Raw genomic sequence first — 18,750 nt, forward strand, 5'->3', positions numbered from 1 at the left:
AAGATTTTTAGTTGATTTGATTTAGACTTGCTGCAGATGATTTGCTAATATTTGAATCAATTCTTGGATTTCCTTTATATCGTACAGATCCTGCAGAAGAAGCTTTTACAGTCAATTTGTCTTTGGCATTTACAGAAGCACTACTTCCGGACGTAGATTCCACAACTCCAACATTAGCTCTAAGTTGATCAGTTTTGCATGAAGCCCCGCTACTTGCGTCGATTGCTATGTATTCAGCATTTCCTTCTAAAGTTACACTGGAACCGCTTGAACTTTTTACCAAAACTTTATCTGAACTGATTGAAGCTTTTATATTCGAACCAGAGCTTGCCTCAAGATTTGATGTTCCAGAAATCTGAAATTTTCCAACAACAGCAGATCCCGAAGATGCATCCAAAGTCATCTCTTTTCCACTAATCTGATTTACTGTTGTAAAATTAGAGCCTGAGGAAGCCTTAATTCTTTCCATTTTTGGGGAAGAAACATTTACACTTAGATTTTTAAATCTTAAATTTTTTGTTCCTTTATTATCAATATAAACCTTCAAAACACCATTTTCAACTTTTGTAATCACATTATTAAGTTTATCGGCATCCGCAAAAACTTTTACACTTGTATTACTTTCTTGTGTGAAAATCACTTTTACTCCTGTACTTACATCGATTCCTGAAAACTGTCCCACATTTCTGTTTTCACCATTAAGATAGGAAGACGTATTTTCTGATGCAAAGCTGTTAGTTACTGAAGTTCTTGTCGTACTAGTTTTAGTTTCACTGGAATTAATAATTTTATTCACATCATCCATTGAAAGCTTTCCATCAAGCATTACCAAAATATTTTCTCCACCACCACTGTCGATACTTAAAAGCATATCATCTAGCGTTCCGTCACTTTTTGTTTCTGCTGAAAGAAATTTAATTTTACTTCCTGCATTTTTCACAGACATAATTTCATTGTAATTCAAATTATTTAAATACGATGAAATTTCTTTGTTCACATTAGCAAGCTCCCCTTTTGTTCCTTCTGTAATCAATACTTTAAGCCCATCAATCTTTGAAAGCAAAGGTTTAATTTGGTCTAATTCTGCATCTGCAATATTTAAATTACTGAGCATCCCAAACATTGGTTTTGCAATCTTAATAGAAGTTACACCTTCAACATCCTGATATTTATCAAAAAGTTGGTTCAATTTATTTTTCTGTCCGTACACATTGAAAAAATGTGAAAGTACAAGAGTGCATATAATAAGTATTTTTTTCATGAGTTTAATCGAATTTTTTGTTGGATTATAGGCCTGATCAGTTGCATAATCTGTTGTTAATAATCTACGTTGTCCATCACTTTCGGAGCCAATGCCTGATTAACATTGTTGGCTACAACCTGAAATGAATATTTTGTTATATTGATAGCTTCTTCCATGTTTTCGATACGCTTTCCGTTGACGATAACATAAGAATCTTTATATCCTGTGGAATCTTTTAATGTTTGATTTTTTAGTACTGAATTGTAAACATATCTCGGTTTAGATTCTTTTTTAATTCTGCTTTTTTTAGAGAGAATTTCATCCAGAACATCTTTTTCTGCAATCGAGTTTTCCACAAAAATAGAATCTTGCTTTGGTCCCGAAACAGAATCAGTAATATGAACTGCAACCTGCGTATTGGGATTATGATTTTCGTTAATAAAATCATTTTTCTGTTTCTGAATTTCGTTTTCAACCAATTTCGCCTGATCTGCAACCTCTCCGTTTTGATTATAGTTAAATAAAAAACCAACACTTAAAAGTATTACTGCACTTGCAGCCATCCAAAACCATTTTGGGAGCGAAGGTTTTTTACTCTGAATAGGAATTATTGGAGCTTCATTACCAGAAACCTCATCTTCATTTCCGTCTGCTTTTTTCAGGAAATCATCAAAATCCCAATTCATCTTTTCTTCCTTTAAACCTTGGAAGATTTCGTCGTATTTATCTTGAAATTTGTCTTTGCTCATAGCTCATCAGTTGTGAGATTTGTTCTTTTACTTTTTGTCTTGCTCGCATGAGATTTACTCTTACTGCGTTTTCTTCCATTTCCAGCATTTCAGAAATTTCCGACACTTCATACTCTTCTACATCTTTCAGGTGAATCACCGCTTTCTGTTTCTCCGGAAGCTGGTTGATAAACCCTATGATCTGCTCTTTCAGATTATTGACTTCCATACTGTAAAGTTCTGAACGATGAATCTGCATATCTGCGAAACCTAACTTTACATCGTGATGCTTCAATCGGTTGAGACATTCATTTCTTACAGATTTCAAAGCATAGGATTTAAAATTTCCGAGCTGCTCCAGTTCATCTTTCTTCTGCCAGAATTTAATCATCAAATCTTGTACTACATCTTCGGCTTCATCGCTGCTCATGACAAACCTTTTTGCAAAACGGAACATCTCATCTCTGAGAATAAATACCGTATTCCTAAAAGTTTCTTGGGTCATAAGTTTTGTTTCTATAAATAAGACAATCTGAAATCAAAATATATTACACTAAAAATAAAAAAACTTCAAAAAAAATTGAAGTTTCTCATTATTATGATTAATATTCATTAAAAATATGTTTCAAAATTGCTTTATCATCGTCTGTTAAAGGCAATTTTCTTCTTGCCATTACTTTTTCGGCAACTTCGTATGCTTTATCTAATTTAAATCGTTCATCATCTTTAAAACCACCCCACGAAAAATTTTCAATTAGATTCGGAGGAAAACCTTCTTTAAAAATATTAGATGCGACTCCAATTACAGTTCCTGTATTCAATTGGGTATTGATTGCCGTTTTAGAATGATCTCCCATAATTAAACCAGCAAATTGCAAACCTGTATCCTGGAAGTCTTTGGTTCTGTAATTCCATAGTTTTACATTTCCGTAGTTATTTTTTAAGTTGGATGAATTGGTGTCCGCTCCGAGATTACACCATTCCCCAATCACAGAATTTCCAACAAATCCGTCGTGACCTTTATTTGAATAACCAAAAATAATGATGTTACTCACTTCACCACCCACTTTAGAATGTGGACCAATCGTGGTTGCACCGTAAATTTTTGCTCCTAAATTAAATTTAGAACCTTCACAAAGGGAAATCGGACCACGAAGATTACAACCTTCCATCACCTCAGCATTTTTTCCAATATAAATTTTTCCAGTTTTGGTATTGATGGTTGAAAATTCTATTTCTGCGTCTTCTTCAATAAATAAATCTTCTTTATTTCCTAAAAACCCGTTGGTAGAAGATAATTCCTGAGAAACTTTTCCTTTTGTCAGCAATTCAAAATCAAAATCGATGGCTTCTTTATTATATGTAAATAGATCGGTCGGTTTTTTAAAGAAAACAAGCTCTTCTTTAATGTCGGTCATTTTCTCAATCTGGTTCAGAGAAAAACCTTCCATATTTATTTTTGCAGCAACCAATTCATCTTCATAAACCAAAGCTTCACCTTGCTTCAAATCTTTTATTTGCTGAATTACCGTTTCTGTTGGTAAAAAATTGGTTACCAAAAACAGACTTTCTTTTTTTTCAGGCTCTCTGAATTTTTGCTGAAGATACATTTCTGTAAACCAAGAAACTTCGGTAGTCTCTAAAATCTTCTGCCATCTTTCGGAAAAAGTAAGGATTCCGCATCGCATTTCTGCGACAGGTCTTGTAAAAGTAAGCGGAAGAAAATCTTCCCAATATTGTGCATCTGAGAATACGAGTTGCATGAGGGTTTCGGGTTTAAAGTTTTATATTCAATGTTTCGAGATTAACAAAAATACGAATCATTGAGAGAAGTTTGTTCTTTGAATTTAAAAATTTAGCCTTATACATATTTATTCCAAGTATGAAAATCTGCTCAATCTACAAAATCAGCGAGTGCTTTTTAACAAATTTAAAATAACATAAACCAATAAAAAAGTCTCCCGAAAATCGGAAGACTTTAAATATTTTTAATATCAAAAAATTACTTAGCGAATTTTTTGTATTTGTTCATGAACTTGTCTACTCTACCTGCAGTATCAACTAATTTAGTTTTTCCTGTGTAGAAAGGGTGAGAAGTAGAAGAGATTTCCATTTTGATCAATGGGTACTCAGTTCCTTCAAACTCGATTGTGTCTTTTGTGTCTGCAGTTGACTTACAAAGAAATACCTCGTCGTTACTCATATCTTTGAAAACAACAAGTCTATAATTTTCTGGGTGAATTCCGTTTTTCATAATACAATTTTTTAAAAAATTAAAGTTTTGCTTTCGAAATAGTAATGGTATTTCTTCTGCTAAATTTTAGGTTGCAAAAATACAATAATTTTTATAATATACAAATACCTTGTCAACAATTTTTAAAAGATAAGAAAATTAAAGTATTTTCGTTAAATTTGAAACTTATATAAATTTTAATTTCTATGAAATCGCCTAAACTGCATTTGATTACAAAAAACAATCATGACAAGCGATAGCATATGAGCTTAAATAGAACAAAAAAATTTCTACCTATGAAATTCAAATCATTACTTTTTTTATCATTCTGGATATTACTTCTTGCGGTTTCTTGTAATAAGGATGAAATCACTTTTGATGCTCCATCTCAGGAACTGAGATTTTCAAGAGACACCGTATTCTGTGATACCGTTTATCATCAGGTACGCTCAGAAACCTATGTAGTAAAAGTATTTAACAATGAAGATAAAGATGTAATGATCCCAAGAATCAATCTTGAAAAAGGAGCTGCATCATTATATAAAATTAATGTAGACGGAAAAACGGGACACGATTTCCAAAACGTTCCTCTAAGAAAAAAAGACAGTCTTTATATTTTTGTAGAAATTGCACCTCAAGCGACAGGTCCTGAAGCGATTGCTGAAGACAGAGTTTTGTTTACAACCGGAGCCGGGCAACAGCATGTCACTTTATTTTCTGTTGTTCAGGATGCTGAATTTTATATTAAAACGCCTACCAATCCCAATGTAATTACTTCTGATGTAACATGGTCCAATAATAAAGCTAAAATTATTTACGGAGATCTGAAGGTTGATACCGGAGTTCATTTAAATGTACAGGCGGGAACAAAAATATATTTCCATAAAAACAGCGGAATGAAAATTTCATCCGGTGCAACGTTGAATATCAACGGAACTGCAGATAATCAGGTAATTATTCGTGGTGACAGAAATGATACGTATTACGATACCATCCCAAGAAACTGGAATTCTATAAAAATGGAAGCTGCTTCTGTTTTAAATATGAATCATACCCGACTTTTCGGTGGAACAAGAGGTTTGGAAATGACTGAAACCAATGCCACAATAAGCAACTCATTCATCCATACATTTCAGGAATATGGTATTTATTCGGTAAGATCGAATATCAATGCAAAAAATCTGGTGATGAATAACTGTGGCGAATCTTGCGTTGGAATATTTAAAGGTGGAGTTTATGATTTTGTACATTCTACCATTGCTAATTATTCTGAAGTTTTAGGACAATTTACCCGCAACGGAATTTTTGCCACTAATGAATTTAAGGAGGAAAACGGACAAACCGTACAAGGTTCTCTTCATATCAATATCAGAAACAGTATTGTTTATTCTGATCGCGATAATGCCGTAAGTTTCGCACAGACTCCTGGTCAGCTTTTCAATTTCACTATTCAAAACTGTTTACTCAAATATTCGGGAATAAGCGCAGCAGGTTTTGATTTTACGAGTTCCAGCGTTACTCAAAGTATAAAAAATCAGGATCCTAGATTTATGAATTATTTTGCTGCTAAAATGAATTTAAGGGTAAAAGCAGATTCTCCCGCAAAAAATATAGGAGATGTAACGGTGGCCAATTCGGTTCCTACAGATATTGTAAATGTTTCAAGAACGACCAGTCCAACATTAGGAGCTTATCAGTAATATGAATGATGAATGATGAATGATGAATGATGAATGAAATTAACTTGATTCTTTAAACTTTTAACTTGGCTCTTAAAAAAATGGAAATTACAAATCTGCAGCAACAAGTCGACGAATGGATAAAAACCATCGGTGTAAGATACTTTAATGAATTAACCAACATGGCAATGTTGACCGAAGAAGTTGGCGAAGTTGCAAGAATTATCGCAAGAAGATATGGTGAACAAAGCGAAAAAGAAAGTGATAAAAATAAAGACTTGGGTGAAGAATTAGCAGATGTTTTATTTGTCACATTATGTTTAGCCAACCAAACCGGAGTCAATTTACAGGAAGCTTTCGATAAAAAAATGAAAATAAAAACTGATCGCGACAAAGACCGCCACCAGAATAATGAGAAATTAAAATAATGCCGGAAGATGGATGATGGAAGCCGGAAGTTTAGTGAGATATTAGACTTCCAGCTTCCAACTTCCAGCTTCCAACTAAAGAAGATGAAGTTAGAAAAATCAAAATTAAAAGGAAACAAAACCATACAAATCAGCGGTTCGAAAAGTATTTCGAATCGTTTATTGATTTTAGAAAGTTTGTTTAAAAACATAAAAATCGGGAATTTATCTAATTCTCAGGATACGCAATTATTAAAAAAAGCTCTTTCAGAAAATAGCGAGATTGTCGACATTCATCATGCTGGAACAGCGATGCGTTTTTTAACGTCATATTATTCTATTCAGGAAGGAAAAACGACCGTTATTACCGGTTCCGGAAGAATGAAAGAAAGACCGATTAAAAATCTGGTTACTGCTTTACAAAATCTCGGCGTTGAAATTGAATATCTTGAAAATGAAGGTTTTCCTCCTTTAAAAATCATTGGAAGAAAAATCACGGAGACAAAAGTAGATGTTCCGGCAAATATTTCTAGCCAGTTTATCACTTCCCTTCTTTTGATAGCCGGAAAACTGGAAAACGGTTTGGAAATAAACTTAATTGGTGAAGTTACTTCCAGATCTTATATTGAAATGACCTTATATATTTTAACCAAATTCGGAATAAAAAACAGCTTTGTTGGAAACACTATTAAAGTAGAATCAACTATCAACCATCAACTACCAACCATCAACTATGAAGTGGAAAGTGATTGGAGTTCGGCTTCTTACTTCTACTCTTTTGCAGCTTTAGGAAGAGAAACTATTCACCTGAAAAGCTTTTACAAAGAATCTACTCAGGGCGATTCTGCGATTGCCAATATTTATGAAAAGTTTTTTGGAATTAAAACCACATTCACTGAAGACGAGCACAAATTAATACTTCAGCCGATTGAAGATTTCATATTCCCGGAAAAAATTGTTTTGGATATGAATAATTGTCCGGATATTGCTCAAACACTTTGTGTAACCGCTGCAGCATTGAAAATTCCTTTTGAAATTTCAGGTTTGGGAACATTGAGAGTAAAAGAAACCGACCGACTTTTAGCTTTATACAATGAGCTGAAAAAGCTGGGAACAGAAACTGAAATCACAGATTTAACCATCAAATCAATCAGCTTTAATGAAGCTGAAGACAATATTTCTATTAAAACCTATCAAGATCACAGAATGGCGATGAGCTTTGCACCATTTTGTTTATTTAAAGAATTGAATATTGAAGATGAAAATGTAGTCGAAAAATCTTACCCGATGTTTTGGGAAGATTTAAATACTATTTTGACAAAATAATTTAAAATGAAAAAACTTGTATTCATTTTCGCATTTTTAATTCCAGTTACATTTTGGGCTCAATATCTTTTGCCCAATGAAGAAGTTATTTATTCTTTTGAAACCAAAAACGGCAAGAAAATGTCTTTGGTAAAGGATAAAACCAATAAATACATGCAGTATCGCTTCGGAACTAAGGCTAAAGTTGAAATGGAATTTCCTGCCGACAGAACCAAAGAAAGCTGGAAAAAATTTCATTACAATTCTTATTGGCGAGGTGGCGGAATACAAAATGCAGGAATGGAAGTCGATAATTTATCATTTAAAAATAACGGATATGAATATTTGTTATTCAGAACGTATCATGCGGAAGGTGAAGATTATTCTGCAGGAATTATTATTACAGACAGCAAAGGAAAAGAAACACGCATTAATGGAAATTATAAGACAGTAAAAGGTTGCATCTGTAATTTGGAAGAAACCGGAATGATTCAAAAAGAAGATATTGGCTTAAACTTTTAATGATTGATTACTTATAAACGTTTCTCACCATTTTTTTACAAAAACTTTTCATTCAAAATATTAATAAAAAAATAAAAGCATAAACTTCCCTCTAAGTTGATAAATAATTTATATATTTGATAGTGTGGATATTACATACCACAAATGTAAAAATCATTTAAAACTAATTACTATGAAAAATTTAAAAAAAATTTCAAGAAAAGAATTGAAAAGTATTAGCGGGGGAATCGAAGTGTGTATTCAAAATTGTATGGTAGGATATTATAAATGCTGCATTCCACGTCAACGTTATTATTGTACTCCTAATGGGAGCCAATGTGGAAGTATTATTATAGAACCTTAATTAAAACTGTTAAATACTAAAAAATTCCTGAAGCATGTCTTCGGGATTTTTTTTGAAATATCGTTTCATCTATTTTACATTGGTTTTGTGGATTTATTACATCGAAAGTCTTATTTTTTGGTTCTTTTACATAAATTTACCATTTATAAAATGAACAGCTTTAGGGAATTCAAAAATGATAAAACTCTTTATTTATAATTTTAAAACCACAAGAATAACCCAGAAGGAGAATATTTGTTTAAATTTTTAATGATTAATGAAAAAAATCTGTTCTTTTTTTACCCTTCTACTCTTTACAATTTTTAGCTCGCAGGAATTGAAAAATTTTGTAATCCCAAAAGGTTATACTAAAATTGTAGAAACAAAAGGAGATCTGGATAAAGACGGAAAAGATGAAACAGTAATTGTTTTTAATTCAGATAAAATGAATAATGAAGATTTTAACAGAGGTTTTCAAAGAGAAATTTTTATTCTAAAAAACAATAACGGACAACTGAAAATCTGGAAGAAAAATTCAACTGTCATTTTAGGATCAAAAACAGGATTCGCTCCGGGGTATAACACTTTACCTGAAGTCATTATAAAAAATGGAGCAATAATCATTTCGCAATCATATAATACAAATTCAAGACATACCTATACTTATAAACATACCTATAGATTTCAAAATAATGATTTTTATTTAATTGGATCAGTCGTTAAATTTGATGATACTTGCCAATTTAACAGACTTAGTGAAGTCAACTTTTCAACAAGCAAGGTTATTGTTGATGACCAGTATTATCCTTGTTTTGAAGATGATAAAGAACCTCCCGAAAAAGATTTCCATAAAGAATTCAAATATAAATGGAAAACACTTATAAAAATGGATAATTTTACACCGGGAGAAACAGTAATACAAATCCCAAATTCAAAACAATATTTTATTTATTAAATGTCAAAAACAATCATCATTACGGGAACTTCCTCAGGAATTGGTTTCGTATTAGCAGAATATTTCGGAAAAAAAGGTCACCACGTTTACGGTTTAAGCCGAAAATATACCGAAAGTCAGTATTTTAAATCAATTCCGACAGATATTACAGATAATGATGCTGTTCAGAACGCCATTGCTGAAGTTTTAAAAACAGAAACCAGAATTGATGTTTTAATTAACAATGCAGGAATGGGAATGGTAGGTTCTGTGGAAGATTCTACAAAAGAAGATATTTTAAAATTATTTAATCTGAATCTTGTCGGTTCAGTTCAGATGATGACCGCTGTAATGCCAAAAATGCGGGAAAATAAATTCGGGAAAATCATCAATGTTTCCAGTATCGGAAGTGAGATGGGACTGCCTTTCCGTGGATTTTATTCTGCCTCAAAATCTGCTCTCGACAAAGTTACCGAAGCAATGAGATACGAAGTTTACCCTTGGAATATTGATGTTTGCTCACTTCATTTGGGTGATATTAAAACCAATATTGCAGAAAACCGTGTAAAAACAAAAGTTTCTGAGCCTTATAAAAATGTATTCGATAAAGTGTACGCTTTGATGAATTCTCATGTTGGCGACGGAACCGAACCTTTGAAAGTTGCAGAATATATCGATCAGCTTTTAACTAAAAATAAGTGGAAAGCTCATTATTATTTTGGTAAATTCGGGCAGAAAATCGGCGTTCCTTTAAAATGGATTCTTCCACAGGGAACTTATGAGAATTTGATGAAGAAATACAATAAACTGCCGTAGTTTCAGTTATTAAAGGAAATTTTATTATAAAAAAGATTTGAACCATTAAGAAGACTTAAGAAGTTAAGTTTAATTAAGATCATCATTCTGATTTTTAAGCTTACAGCGAAGCTTGTCTTAATATTCTTAACAACTTAATAAACCTTAATGGTTTAAATAAATTGAATTGAAATTATTTTTAAACATATTTTTTATTCTGTTTTGCGTTTTTGTACAAGCGCAAAAGAAGCATTATTTTCTGATTGACACCGAAACGAAGGTCAAGAAAAAAGTAAAAGATTCGCTTTCTGCAGTAAAATTTCTCGATTCTTTAGCTCAAAACAATTACTTTTTCACCGAGCTGAAAGATGTAAAAATAAAAGGTGACAGCACAGAAATTTTCTACGACAAAGGCAAAAATTTCAACCAGACCTACGTTAATTTATCAGATTCTATTGTTGACCGTTTCAAACTTGAAAAAGAATTTTTTACTAAAAATTTAGATTCAGTTAAAAAAAACATCAACAAAAAATATATTGATGATGGGTTTGCTTTTAGCAGAATCAAGTCTCAGTTTAAAGGACAGAAAAACGGAATTCCTGTTGTAGAGCTTGATATTAATAAAAATAATAAAAGAACCATCGATGGTTTTGTAGCAAAAGGGTATACCCGAGTTCCTAAAAGATTTATAAAAAATCTTGAGAAAGAATTTAAAGGAAAAACTTACGAGGACAAAAACCTGATTGCCATCAATAAAAATTTCCAAAGCCATCCTTTTATCACTTTGGAACGGCAACCACAAACGCTTTTCACAAAAGATTCTACACAGATTTATCTGTTTATGGAAAAGAAGAAAACCAATACTTTTGATGGAGTTATCGGTTTTGGAAATGATAAAACTGATAAATTTACGCTGAACGGAACTCTGAATGTGAATTTTAAAAACATGTTTAACGGTTTTGAAGCCGTCAATCTTTATTGGCAAAGAAACCCCGACAAAGGTCAGACTTTTGATCTGCAGACTGATATTCCGTATTTATTTAACTCTAATGTAGGTTTGAATATGAAAGTAAATATCTTCAGACAAGATTCTACTTTTGCCAATGTAAAAGCCTTACCTGCGTTTTATTATCATCTCAACAGCAGACAAAAAATCGGACTTCGAGGAACTTTTGAGTCATCCGCAATTCTCGACAGTCTTTATATTCAGGGGAAAGATTACAACAAAAAAGGGATCGGTATTTTCTTTGACATGACCGAACCTACCGATATTGATCTTTTCCTTTACAAGTCTAAATTAAATGTAGGATACGATTTCTTAGCAACCAATTATACCGGTGAAAATATAAAAGCCAACCAAAATCAGTTTTACTTTTTTGGGGAATATAATTATCATATCAACGGAAATCACTTTCTCAATATAAAAGGAGAAGGTGCGATGATGGATTCTAAAATAGATTTCTCGGCCAACGAATTATACCGTTTTGGTGGCTGGAATTCTCTCCGGGGTTTTAATGAAAATTCTCTCGCCGCAGATTTTTATTATTATGGAGGATTAGAATATCGATATCTCATCGGAAATCAGGCATTTTTTGATGTCTTCGGACAATACGGACAACTCAATAACAAATCGCTCAACGTAAAGCCTAAATTATACAGTGTTGGTCTTGGTTTTAATTTCTTTATTCCAATAGGTTTGATGAGTTTTCAGCTTTCTAATGGTAACGAATTTGGCAATCCTTTTAAGTTTAATGATATAAAAATCCACTGGGGAATCTTAAGTAGATTTTAAGTAAATTTTAATTATCTTCTCTAATTCACAAAAAAATTCACATTCATATTATCATTATGTTAAATTTTAACACTATTTTTACCAAAATAATATTTCAATATTAATAAATAATTAAAAAACAGGTAATACTGTTCGTCTAAATTTGATATCAGAAATATTTTTTTTGAAAAACTAATTCTACACACCATATCTCAAATATATACTGAAAAAAATCAATGTAAAAACTATTGAAATTCAGGGAAAAGAGACATGAAACCACCTACTCTACTACAGTACAATTACGATGTCAATCTCAAACACAATAAGATTGTAATGACCAACCTTAAAGATACCTCTGTACCTTTAATTATCTACAATAAAAATAAATTTAATACAAAAGATTATTATTCTTCCTACGAGCTTAATTCAAATGACGAGATTTCGCATTTGGTAGATGTAGATTCATACAGTTATGAAGTAACAGGGCCAAATGGTTTTGTAAGAAAGTTTAAAGGCACAAAAAATCCTGAGCTTGAAGTAACCCTATTCTGCAATCTCTATAAAAATGAAGTTGATGTAACATTGATAAACATCTCAACAAATACTCTAAATATCAGTTTAGAAAATCAGTATGATGAAAACAAAAAAAATATCTCCCTTCATGTTTCTGAAGAAAAAATAACTATAAACTTAGACAAAACAAAAGGTTGGTACGATATTAAAATAAAATCTAACAATAACAGTTGGCATTTTGCGGGAAGAATAGAACCCGGAAGACCTGTTAGAAATCTTAATTAATCTTATATTAATTTGAAAACAAAAATCTTATACAGAAATCTGTGTAAGATTTTTTTTATATTGATTACAGTCATAAAATGGTATGTTTTTTATTAATAATTATGTATAATAATATTTTAAAACATATTAAAATATTGTAAATGAATATTTAACAATAAAATTCTATCATTAAGTATATCATATTATAATGAATTTTATTACCTTCACAATACAAAAACTAACACCATGAAAAAAACAACAATTACCCTAGCTATGTCTTTGGCTACATTTGCTCTTTCCTCAAATCTTAAGGCTCAAGATACAAACAAAGACAATCACACGGTAACGATCTCTGTGCCTGAAGTTGCACTAGTTGATATAGAGCCAGCCGCAACTAAAAACATTACTTTAGGATTCACAGCACCTACAGAAGCAGGAAATCCGGTAGTTCCAAACACTGCAAACAGTACACTTTGGCTCAATTATTCTTCTATTAAATCTGTTGCAGACCCAACCCGTAATGTATCTGTAAGTGTAAATGCTATTATCCCGGGGATTGATATTCATGTAACTGCAGCGGCAGCTACAGGTTCTGGAGGAGGATCATTGGGAAATCCGGCTGCTCAGCTGACACTGAGTGCTACAGATCAAACAATTATTTCAGGAATAGGAAGTGCTTATACAGGCAACGGAGCCAATAACGGTCATAATCTTACGTATGCTTTAGCTGCAGGAAGTGGTCCCGGTGGAGTTGCAGTTTATGAAGATTTACAGGCAACCGCAACAACTGTTGCAACGGTTACTTATACCATTTCGGATAATTAATCTGTCATACTTTATCTTTTACAGGTAAGAAGAAATTTCTTTCTCTTCTTGATCTTGTTTCATCAATGTTTTAAACACCAAACTTTACATTAATATGATAAAGCGCATTCTCCTATCGCTAATTTTCATACTACAATTCTCTTTCTTGAAAGCCGGAATTGTTGTTCTGAATGGACTTTCTCACTCTTATCAGGTAGAAAACGGGAAAGTTTACAAGGGAAAAATTGAAATAGAAAATACCGGCAATCAATCACAAAATGTAAAACTTTTTCTTCAGGATTACAGTTATCAATCTGACGGCACCATCTATTATTCTACTCCTCATACCAACAGTAAAACCAATACAGATTGGATTACAATGAATACCAATCTTATTACTCTCAAAGCCAAACAAAAAACAGAAGTTTACTACGAAATAACCGTTCCTAACAGTCTTTCTGTGCCAGGAAGTTATTGGAGTGTGATTATGGTAGAACCTTTAGAAGATATAAAACCTAATGACAGTAAGCAGGGAGTAAGTATTACCTCCATTATTCGCTATGCCATTCAGATAATCACAGATTTTGATTCAGAAAAAGCAAAACCAGATTTGAAATTTGAAGATGTGAAAATTGAAAAAGAAGAAGGAAAACAAATCTTAAAAGTTGCTATTACCAACAAAGGAAATCTTTATTGTAAACCAACCGCCAACATTGAAATTTACAACAAAAAAACAGGAGAAAAACTCGGAAATTTCTCAAGTCAGGCATCGGGATTATTACCGCAAACTTCAAAATATTTTTATATCGATATCAGCAAAATACCTCCCGAAAAATATAATGCGGTACTGATTGCCACTGACGAAGAAGAAAATGCATTCGCCCTAAATGTAGAACTAGAAGTAAAGAATGATTAAAAAATGGATAATTTATTTTACTCTATTATTCCCGGCATTTATTTTTTCTCAAAAAAAAGATAGTCTGAAACCGGGGACAACTACTTCTATTTCCTTCACCATAGAAAACAAAAATTCTGTAGCAAAAGCCTACAATCTAAAAGCAGAAACTTCTAACAATTTCATTATTCCTATTCTAAAAAATGGAGAAATAACCGTTTCACCGAATGAAAGTAAAATTTATATTGTTCCTTTACAAATAGCGACTGAAACTCCGCAAGGAAAATATTCTGTTTTACTACAGGGAACTGAAATTACAACAGGCGAAAATATTATTGAAACGGCTGAATTATTAGTTTCCGGAAACAGAAAACTTTCTCTTACTCTTTTAGATTCCCCGGAGTTTGTGAAAGCAGGAGAGACAATACAATCAACTTTTTTATTAAAAAATCATGGAAACGTTTCTGAAAATTTAATTTTAGAAAGCAAAAATGCCGTCATTGATCTGGGCGCAACTTTAATTTTGGCTCCCAGCGAAAGCAAAAAAATTACAGTAAGTAAAAGAACTCCATCAGATTTAGGGAAAAATGAATATCAGAATTTAAATCTTTCAGTTTTTTCAAAAGATAATCCTCAGGAAAATCAGACTGCCTATTCAAGTGTAAAAATCATTTCTGTAAAACCCGTCGAGGAAGATGTTTTCCACAGATTTCCAGTTTTGGCTTCTGTGTCTATGATTGGAATGCAAAATCGGGGGCGTTATGACAGTGGTTTCCAGGGCGAATTGTATGGAAAAGGAAGTTTAGATGACGAAAATAAAAACCTTTTAGAATTTCATGCAGTTACCAAAAATCCGGTAGAATTTAATTCTTTTACTCAATATGAAGAATATTTTGTGAATTATAAACGAGAAAATTTCTGGGTTCATTTAGGCGATAAAAATTATTTTGCCTCTTTTTTAACTGAATACGCAAGATACGGTCGAGGTGCAGAAATCCGTTTCGACCTAAAAAAAATAAGCTTTGGTGGGTTTTATAATCATCCACGATTTTTCAGAGATATTAAAGATGAATTTAATGTTTATTCAAAATTAAAAATCGGGAAACAATCTGAAATTACAGCAGGATATTTATATAAAATTCCAAGAACAGAAAGTACAGATGTAATCCTTACTAATATGAGAATAGATTCAAATGCGTATTTGCCTTATCTCACAGGAAAATTTAATATCAATAAAAATCTTGAGATTTCAGGAGAAACATCGTACAGTAAAACAGCAAAAACAGACGGCACTGCTTTTATGATTCAAACCATTGCCAATTATGAAAGAGTAAAAGGAAATGTAATGTATATGAGAGCAAGTCCGGAATATGCAGGATATTTTAATAACACGAGCAATATCAATATTAATCTTCAGTATCAGTTATCAAAACAGATTCATTTTATTGCCAACTATGTACAGGATGCTAAAAACTTTCAGCGTGACACTTTGTTTCTTGCGGCTCCTTATCGCAAATATTTGCAGTATGGAATTCAATATAAATATTCTAAAAACGGAAATGTAATATTTTACGGAGGCACCCAAAGATATGAAGACCGATTAATGCCCAAAGAATTTGATTATAACGACCGTTTTTTTAAACTTTCCGTTAACCAGCAAATCGGAATTTTCCAGTTGAATGTTGAAGGACAGTTGGGGAAAACAGAAAACTATCTGACCGGAGTTTCGGGAAATTCAAGTTTTTATACTGCAAACATAAGCTTTGATAAATTTAAAACTTCATTTAATATCTATGGAAGTTATGCACTTACTTCCCGTTATCAATTACAGAATCAACGGCAGTTTTATTTTGGAGCAAGAATTTTAAATCGGTTTTCAGATAAAACACAGTTCAGTCTTTTTTATCAGAACAATTATATGCCTGAAGATTATTATACTGACAGAAATCTTTTTGAACTCCTTTTTCAGCAGCAAATTTTTTCTAAACATGAGATTGGCGTTTCTGCGAGATATAATTTACAGCGTGGAGAATTGGGGAATAAAGATTTTATTTTTTCGTTGCGTTATACTTTAAAAATGAATATTCCGACTCAGAAAATTGCAGAATACACTACTTTATCCGGAAACATAAAAAATTTAGGCGTAAAAAAGGTTGACGGAATCCGACTGATTATGGGAAATCATCTTTCGATAACCGACAGAAATGGAAATTATTTATTCAAAAATGTTAATCCAGGTGATTATGTTTTGGAAATTGACAGATCAACAACAGACATTAATGATATTGCCGATCAAAATGTTCCTGCCTCTTTAGTTTTAACTGATAAAGAAAATATTTTCAACTTTGGATTGACAAGTGCTGCAAAGATTCAGGGAAAAATTGATTATACAGAAAACGAAAATAGATTGAGCTTCGCCCAGCTTTCAACCAAAAAAAAGAAAAACGAAAATGTAATTGTTGAAGTGAGTAACGGTAATCAGACATTTAGAAAAATAGCTCTATTGGGAGACTCTTTTGATTTCACTTATTTGCGTCCCGGAGATTGGAAAGTGAAAGTTTACAGAAACGGCTTAGATAAAAGATATAAAATACCAATTGATCATTTTGAATTTAATCTACAATCTGCCGAAACAAAAAATGTAACAATTAATATCATCAAGCAGTCATCCGAAATAAAATATCAACAGGAAACCATTAAAGTAAGTTATAACCAAAACAAAAAACAAAAATGAGTTACTTCAAATTAGTTTTCTTGATCTGTTTTATCATTTCTTCTCATCTGTTTTCACAACTTTCAGGAAACAGTACTTTGAGCGTAAATTTACCCATTGTTACTTTAATGGATATTGAACCAACCGGAGCAATTTCAATGAATTTTACAGCTCCTACAGAAGCTGGGGTGGCAATTGTTTCGCCTGCTACAAATACAACAAAATGGATTAACTATACATCAGCAATTACCTCTAGTGGAGCAACACGGAAAATAACAGCCTCCGTCAACCCAGTAATTTCTGGAGTTGATATAAAAATTCAAGCTGCAGCAGCTTCGGGAGCTGGAGGAGGAACATTAGGAACTCCAACTTCTCAAGTCACTCTCAATACAACATCACAAACGATAATCAGTGGAATAGGCGGCGCATTCACCGGAAATGGAGTAAATAACGGGCATCGATTGACCATAAGTTTATCAACAAATACTTATGCCAATCTATCAAGAACCAATACACCTGTAGTAATTGTGTATACCATCACCGAATAAATAAAAAAATATGAGAGCAAATTATATTAATCATAATAGAAGATATTTATTCAAAATAAGTTTTATATTCTTTTTAATATTTTCCTGTGTATTAAAAGCACAAAGAACTATAACTGTAGCGGGTGGTAATTGGGCAGTACCTATACCATCAATCACAGAAGCAGGATCAAACTATGTAGGAACTTATGAAAGCTTAGACAACCAAGTGCTATTAACTGTAAGTGTTCCTCTTGCATTAAGCAATGGTAAAATTTCTGTACATTATGAGCCTAACCCGACATGGAACTCCAATTTAATATTGAATGTTAAAAGAACAGGTGACGGATCAACACTATGTGTATTGTGTACAATAAGCGGAGGAAGCGTTTACCAAGCCGTGACACTTACAGATTTAGAATTATTTAGAATTACAGCAGTATTAGCCTTAGGTTCTTATTCAAATATTCCAATTAAAATACAACTCAGCGGAGTTTCAGTCACTATTCCAGCCGCAACTTACAATAGTAAACTTGTATTTACAATAGGTCCAATTTAATTTCTCAAGAGCTTATTCCGGCTATCCGCTTTTACTCTTCACGCCGTTGCTTTCCACCTCTAAATCCCTCTTCTCTCCTACTCATGTTGCGGGGTAATCGCTGCTATCCGCGCTAGAATCGTAGTCATTCGATATTAGTTTTTGGCCTAATTGAGACAAATAAATTTATTCAGCTTTAGTTTCTCTTTATCTATTACAATTCTAGAATTAATACGTATCGCTCATGCGGAGCTCTGAGAGATGTGATTATGATTATTCTCTTCTACAAAGGTTCGCTCCGGAGGAGCGAACCTTAACCAATTAGCAATAGGCAAAACTACTTATTATTTATTATTTATTATTCATTACCTATTGTTTATTAGTGATCAATGATCATTTATCAATTATCATTGATCTATATTGTTGATTTTCTGAGTTTATAACAAAAAAAAGTCTCATAGAAATAAATCTATGAGACTTTAAAAAAAACTGGCGGCGACCTACTCTCCCGCTTTCGCAGTACCATCGGCGCTAGAGGGCTTAACTTCTGTGTTCGGAAT

19 protein-coding genes and 1 rRNA gene are annotated in these 18,750 nt (G+C 32.4%); 14 read left to right on the plus strand and 6 right to left on the minus strand.

Features of this window, described 5'->3' with window-relative positions; translation table 11 throughout:
- Positions 1–7 precede the first annotated feature (7 nt).
- The 5 genes from BUR17_RS19425 to BUR17_RS19445 form a co-directional block, all read right to left on the minus strand.
- Positions 8–1,261: a DUF4252 domain-containing protein gene (locus BUR17_RS19425; RefSeq protein WP_074232139.1), complete on the minus strand. Its 1,254-nt coding sequence runs from the start codon at positions 1,259–1,261 to the stop codon at positions 8–10.
- A gap of 56 nt (positions 1,262–1,317) precedes the next feature.
- Positions 1,318–1,992, minus strand: coding sequence for a hypothetical protein (locus BUR17_RS19430; protein WP_228418858.1), 675 nt, complete (start codon positions 1,990–1,992; stop codon positions 1,318–1,320).
- Positions 1,967–2,476 (minus strand): RNA polymerase sigma factor, encoded by a 510-nt coding sequence (locus BUR17_RS19435; RefSeq protein WP_074232140.1) that lies wholly within the window; start codon positions 2,474–2,476, stop codon positions 1,967–1,969. Before BUR17_RS19435 ends, BUR17_RS19430 begins: the two co-directional genes overlap by 26 nt.
- Before the next feature lie 97 nt (positions 2,477–2,573).
- The gene (locus BUR17_RS19440; RefSeq protein ID WP_074232141.1) at positions 2,574–3,734 is read right to left on the minus strand and encodes a GlmU family protein; all 1,161 of its coding nucleotides are present in this window, start codon (positions 3,732–3,734) and stop codon (positions 2,574–2,576) included.
- Positions 3,735–3,973: 239 nt separating this feature from the next.
- A complete protein-coding gene (locus BUR17_RS19445; protein ID WP_034678914.1) occupies positions 3,974–4,225 on the minus strand; it encodes a type B 50S ribosomal protein L31 in 252 nt (83 codons plus the stop codon).
- Positions 4,226–4,500: 275 nt separating this feature from the next.
- Here BUR17_RS19445 and BUR17_RS19450 point away from each other — a divergent pair, with 275 nt between their 5' ends.
- The 14 genes from BUR17_RS19450 (at position 4,501) to BUR17_RS19510 (ending at position 18,211) form a co-directional block, all read left to right on the plus strand.
- On the plus strand, positions 4,501–5,904 hold the full coding sequence (locus BUR17_RS19450; protein ID WP_084550812.1) for a hypothetical protein: 1,404 nt from the start codon (positions 4,501–4,503) through the stop codon (positions 5,902–5,904).
- A gap of 80 nt (positions 5,905–5,984) precedes the next feature.
- Positions 5,985–6,311 carry a nucleotide pyrophosphohydrolase gene (locus BUR17_RS19455; protein WP_074232143.1) on the plus strand — a complete coding sequence of 109 codons (327 nt, stop codon included), beginning with the start codon at positions 5,985–5,987 and terminating at the stop codon, positions 6,309–6,311.
- 84 nt (positions 6,312–6,395) lie between these two features.
- On the plus strand, positions 6,396–7,616 hold the full coding sequence (locus BUR17_RS19460) for a 3-phosphoshikimate 1-carboxyvinyltransferase (protein WP_074232144.1): 1,221 nt from the start codon (positions 6,396–6,398) through the stop codon (positions 7,614–7,616).
- 6 nt (positions 7,617–7,622) lie between these two features.
- On the plus strand, positions 7,623–8,117 hold the full coding sequence (locus BUR17_RS19465) for a hypothetical protein (RefSeq protein ID WP_074232145.1): 495 nt from the start codon (positions 7,623–7,625) through the stop codon (positions 8,115–8,117).
- A gap of 172 nt (positions 8,118–8,289) precedes the next feature.
- Positions 8,290–8,460: a bacteriocin-like protein gene (locus BUR17_RS21300; RefSeq protein WP_407919825.1), complete on the plus strand. Its 171-nt coding sequence runs from the start codon at positions 8,290–8,292 to the stop codon at positions 8,458–8,460.
- Between the two features lie 256 nt (positions 8,461–8,716).
- Positions 8,717–9,394 (plus strand): hypothetical protein, encoded by a 678-nt coding sequence (locus BUR17_RS19470; RefSeq protein WP_074232146.1) that lies wholly within the window; start codon positions 8,717–8,719, stop codon positions 9,392–9,394.
- A complete protein-coding gene (locus tag BUR17_RS19475; protein WP_074232147.1) occupies positions 9,395–10,189 on the plus strand; it encodes an SDR family oxidoreductase in 795 nt (264 codons plus the stop codon).
- A 166-nt stretch (positions 10,190–10,355) separates the two neighbouring features.
- The gene (locus BUR17_RS19480) at positions 10,356–11,960 is read left to right on the plus strand and encodes a BamA/TamA family outer membrane protein (RefSeq protein ID WP_228418861.1); all 1,605 of its coding nucleotides are present in this window, start codon (positions 10,356–10,358) and stop codon (positions 11,958–11,960) included.
- A 249-nt stretch (positions 11,961–12,209) separates the two neighbouring features.
- The gene (locus BUR17_RS19485) at positions 12,210–12,737 is read left to right on the plus strand and encodes a phospholipase domain-containing protein (protein ID WP_074232149.1); all 528 of its coding nucleotides are present in this window, start codon (positions 12,210–12,212) and stop codon (positions 12,735–12,737) included.
- 225 nt (positions 12,738–12,962) lie between these two features.
- The gene (locus tag BUR17_RS19490) at positions 12,963–13,541 is read left to right on the plus strand and encodes a hypothetical protein (RefSeq protein ID WP_074232150.1); all 579 of its coding nucleotides are present in this window, start codon (positions 12,963–12,965) and stop codon (positions 13,539–13,541) included.
- Between the two features lie 145 nt (positions 13,542–13,686).
- Positions 13,687–14,436 carry a WxL protein host-binding domain-containing protein gene (locus BUR17_RS19495; RefSeq protein WP_228418864.1) on the plus strand — a complete coding sequence of 250 codons (750 nt, stop codon included), beginning with the start codon at positions 13,687–13,689 and terminating at the stop codon, positions 14,434–14,436.
- Entirely contained in the window at positions 14,429–17,149 is a 2,721-nt protein-coding gene (locus tag BUR17_RS19500; protein ID WP_074232152.1) for a COG1470 family protein, read from the plus strand. Before BUR17_RS19495 ends, BUR17_RS19500 begins: the two co-directional genes overlap by 8 nt.
- Positions 17,146–17,676, plus strand: coding sequence for a hypothetical protein (locus BUR17_RS19505; protein ID WP_074232153.1), 531 nt, complete (start codon positions 17,146–17,148; stop codon positions 17,674–17,676). Before BUR17_RS19500 ends, BUR17_RS19505 begins: the two co-directional genes overlap by 4 nt.
- Before the next feature lie 10 nt (positions 17,677–17,686).
- Positions 17,687–18,211, plus strand: coding sequence for a hypothetical protein (locus BUR17_RS19510; protein ID WP_228418871.1), 525 nt, complete (start codon positions 17,687–17,689; stop codon positions 18,209–18,211).
- Between the two features lie 466 nt (positions 18,212–18,677).
- Here the strand turns inward: BUR17_RS19510 and rrf are convergent.
- Positions 18,678–18,750, minus strand: a 5S ribosomal RNA gene (gene rrf / locus BUR17_RS21305); the annotation flags it as partial.

This window comes from Chryseobacterium scophthalmum (assembly GCF_900143185.1).
GTDB lineage: Bacteria > Bacteroidota > Bacteroidia > Flavobacteriales > Weeksellaceae > Chryseobacterium > Chryseobacterium scophthalmum.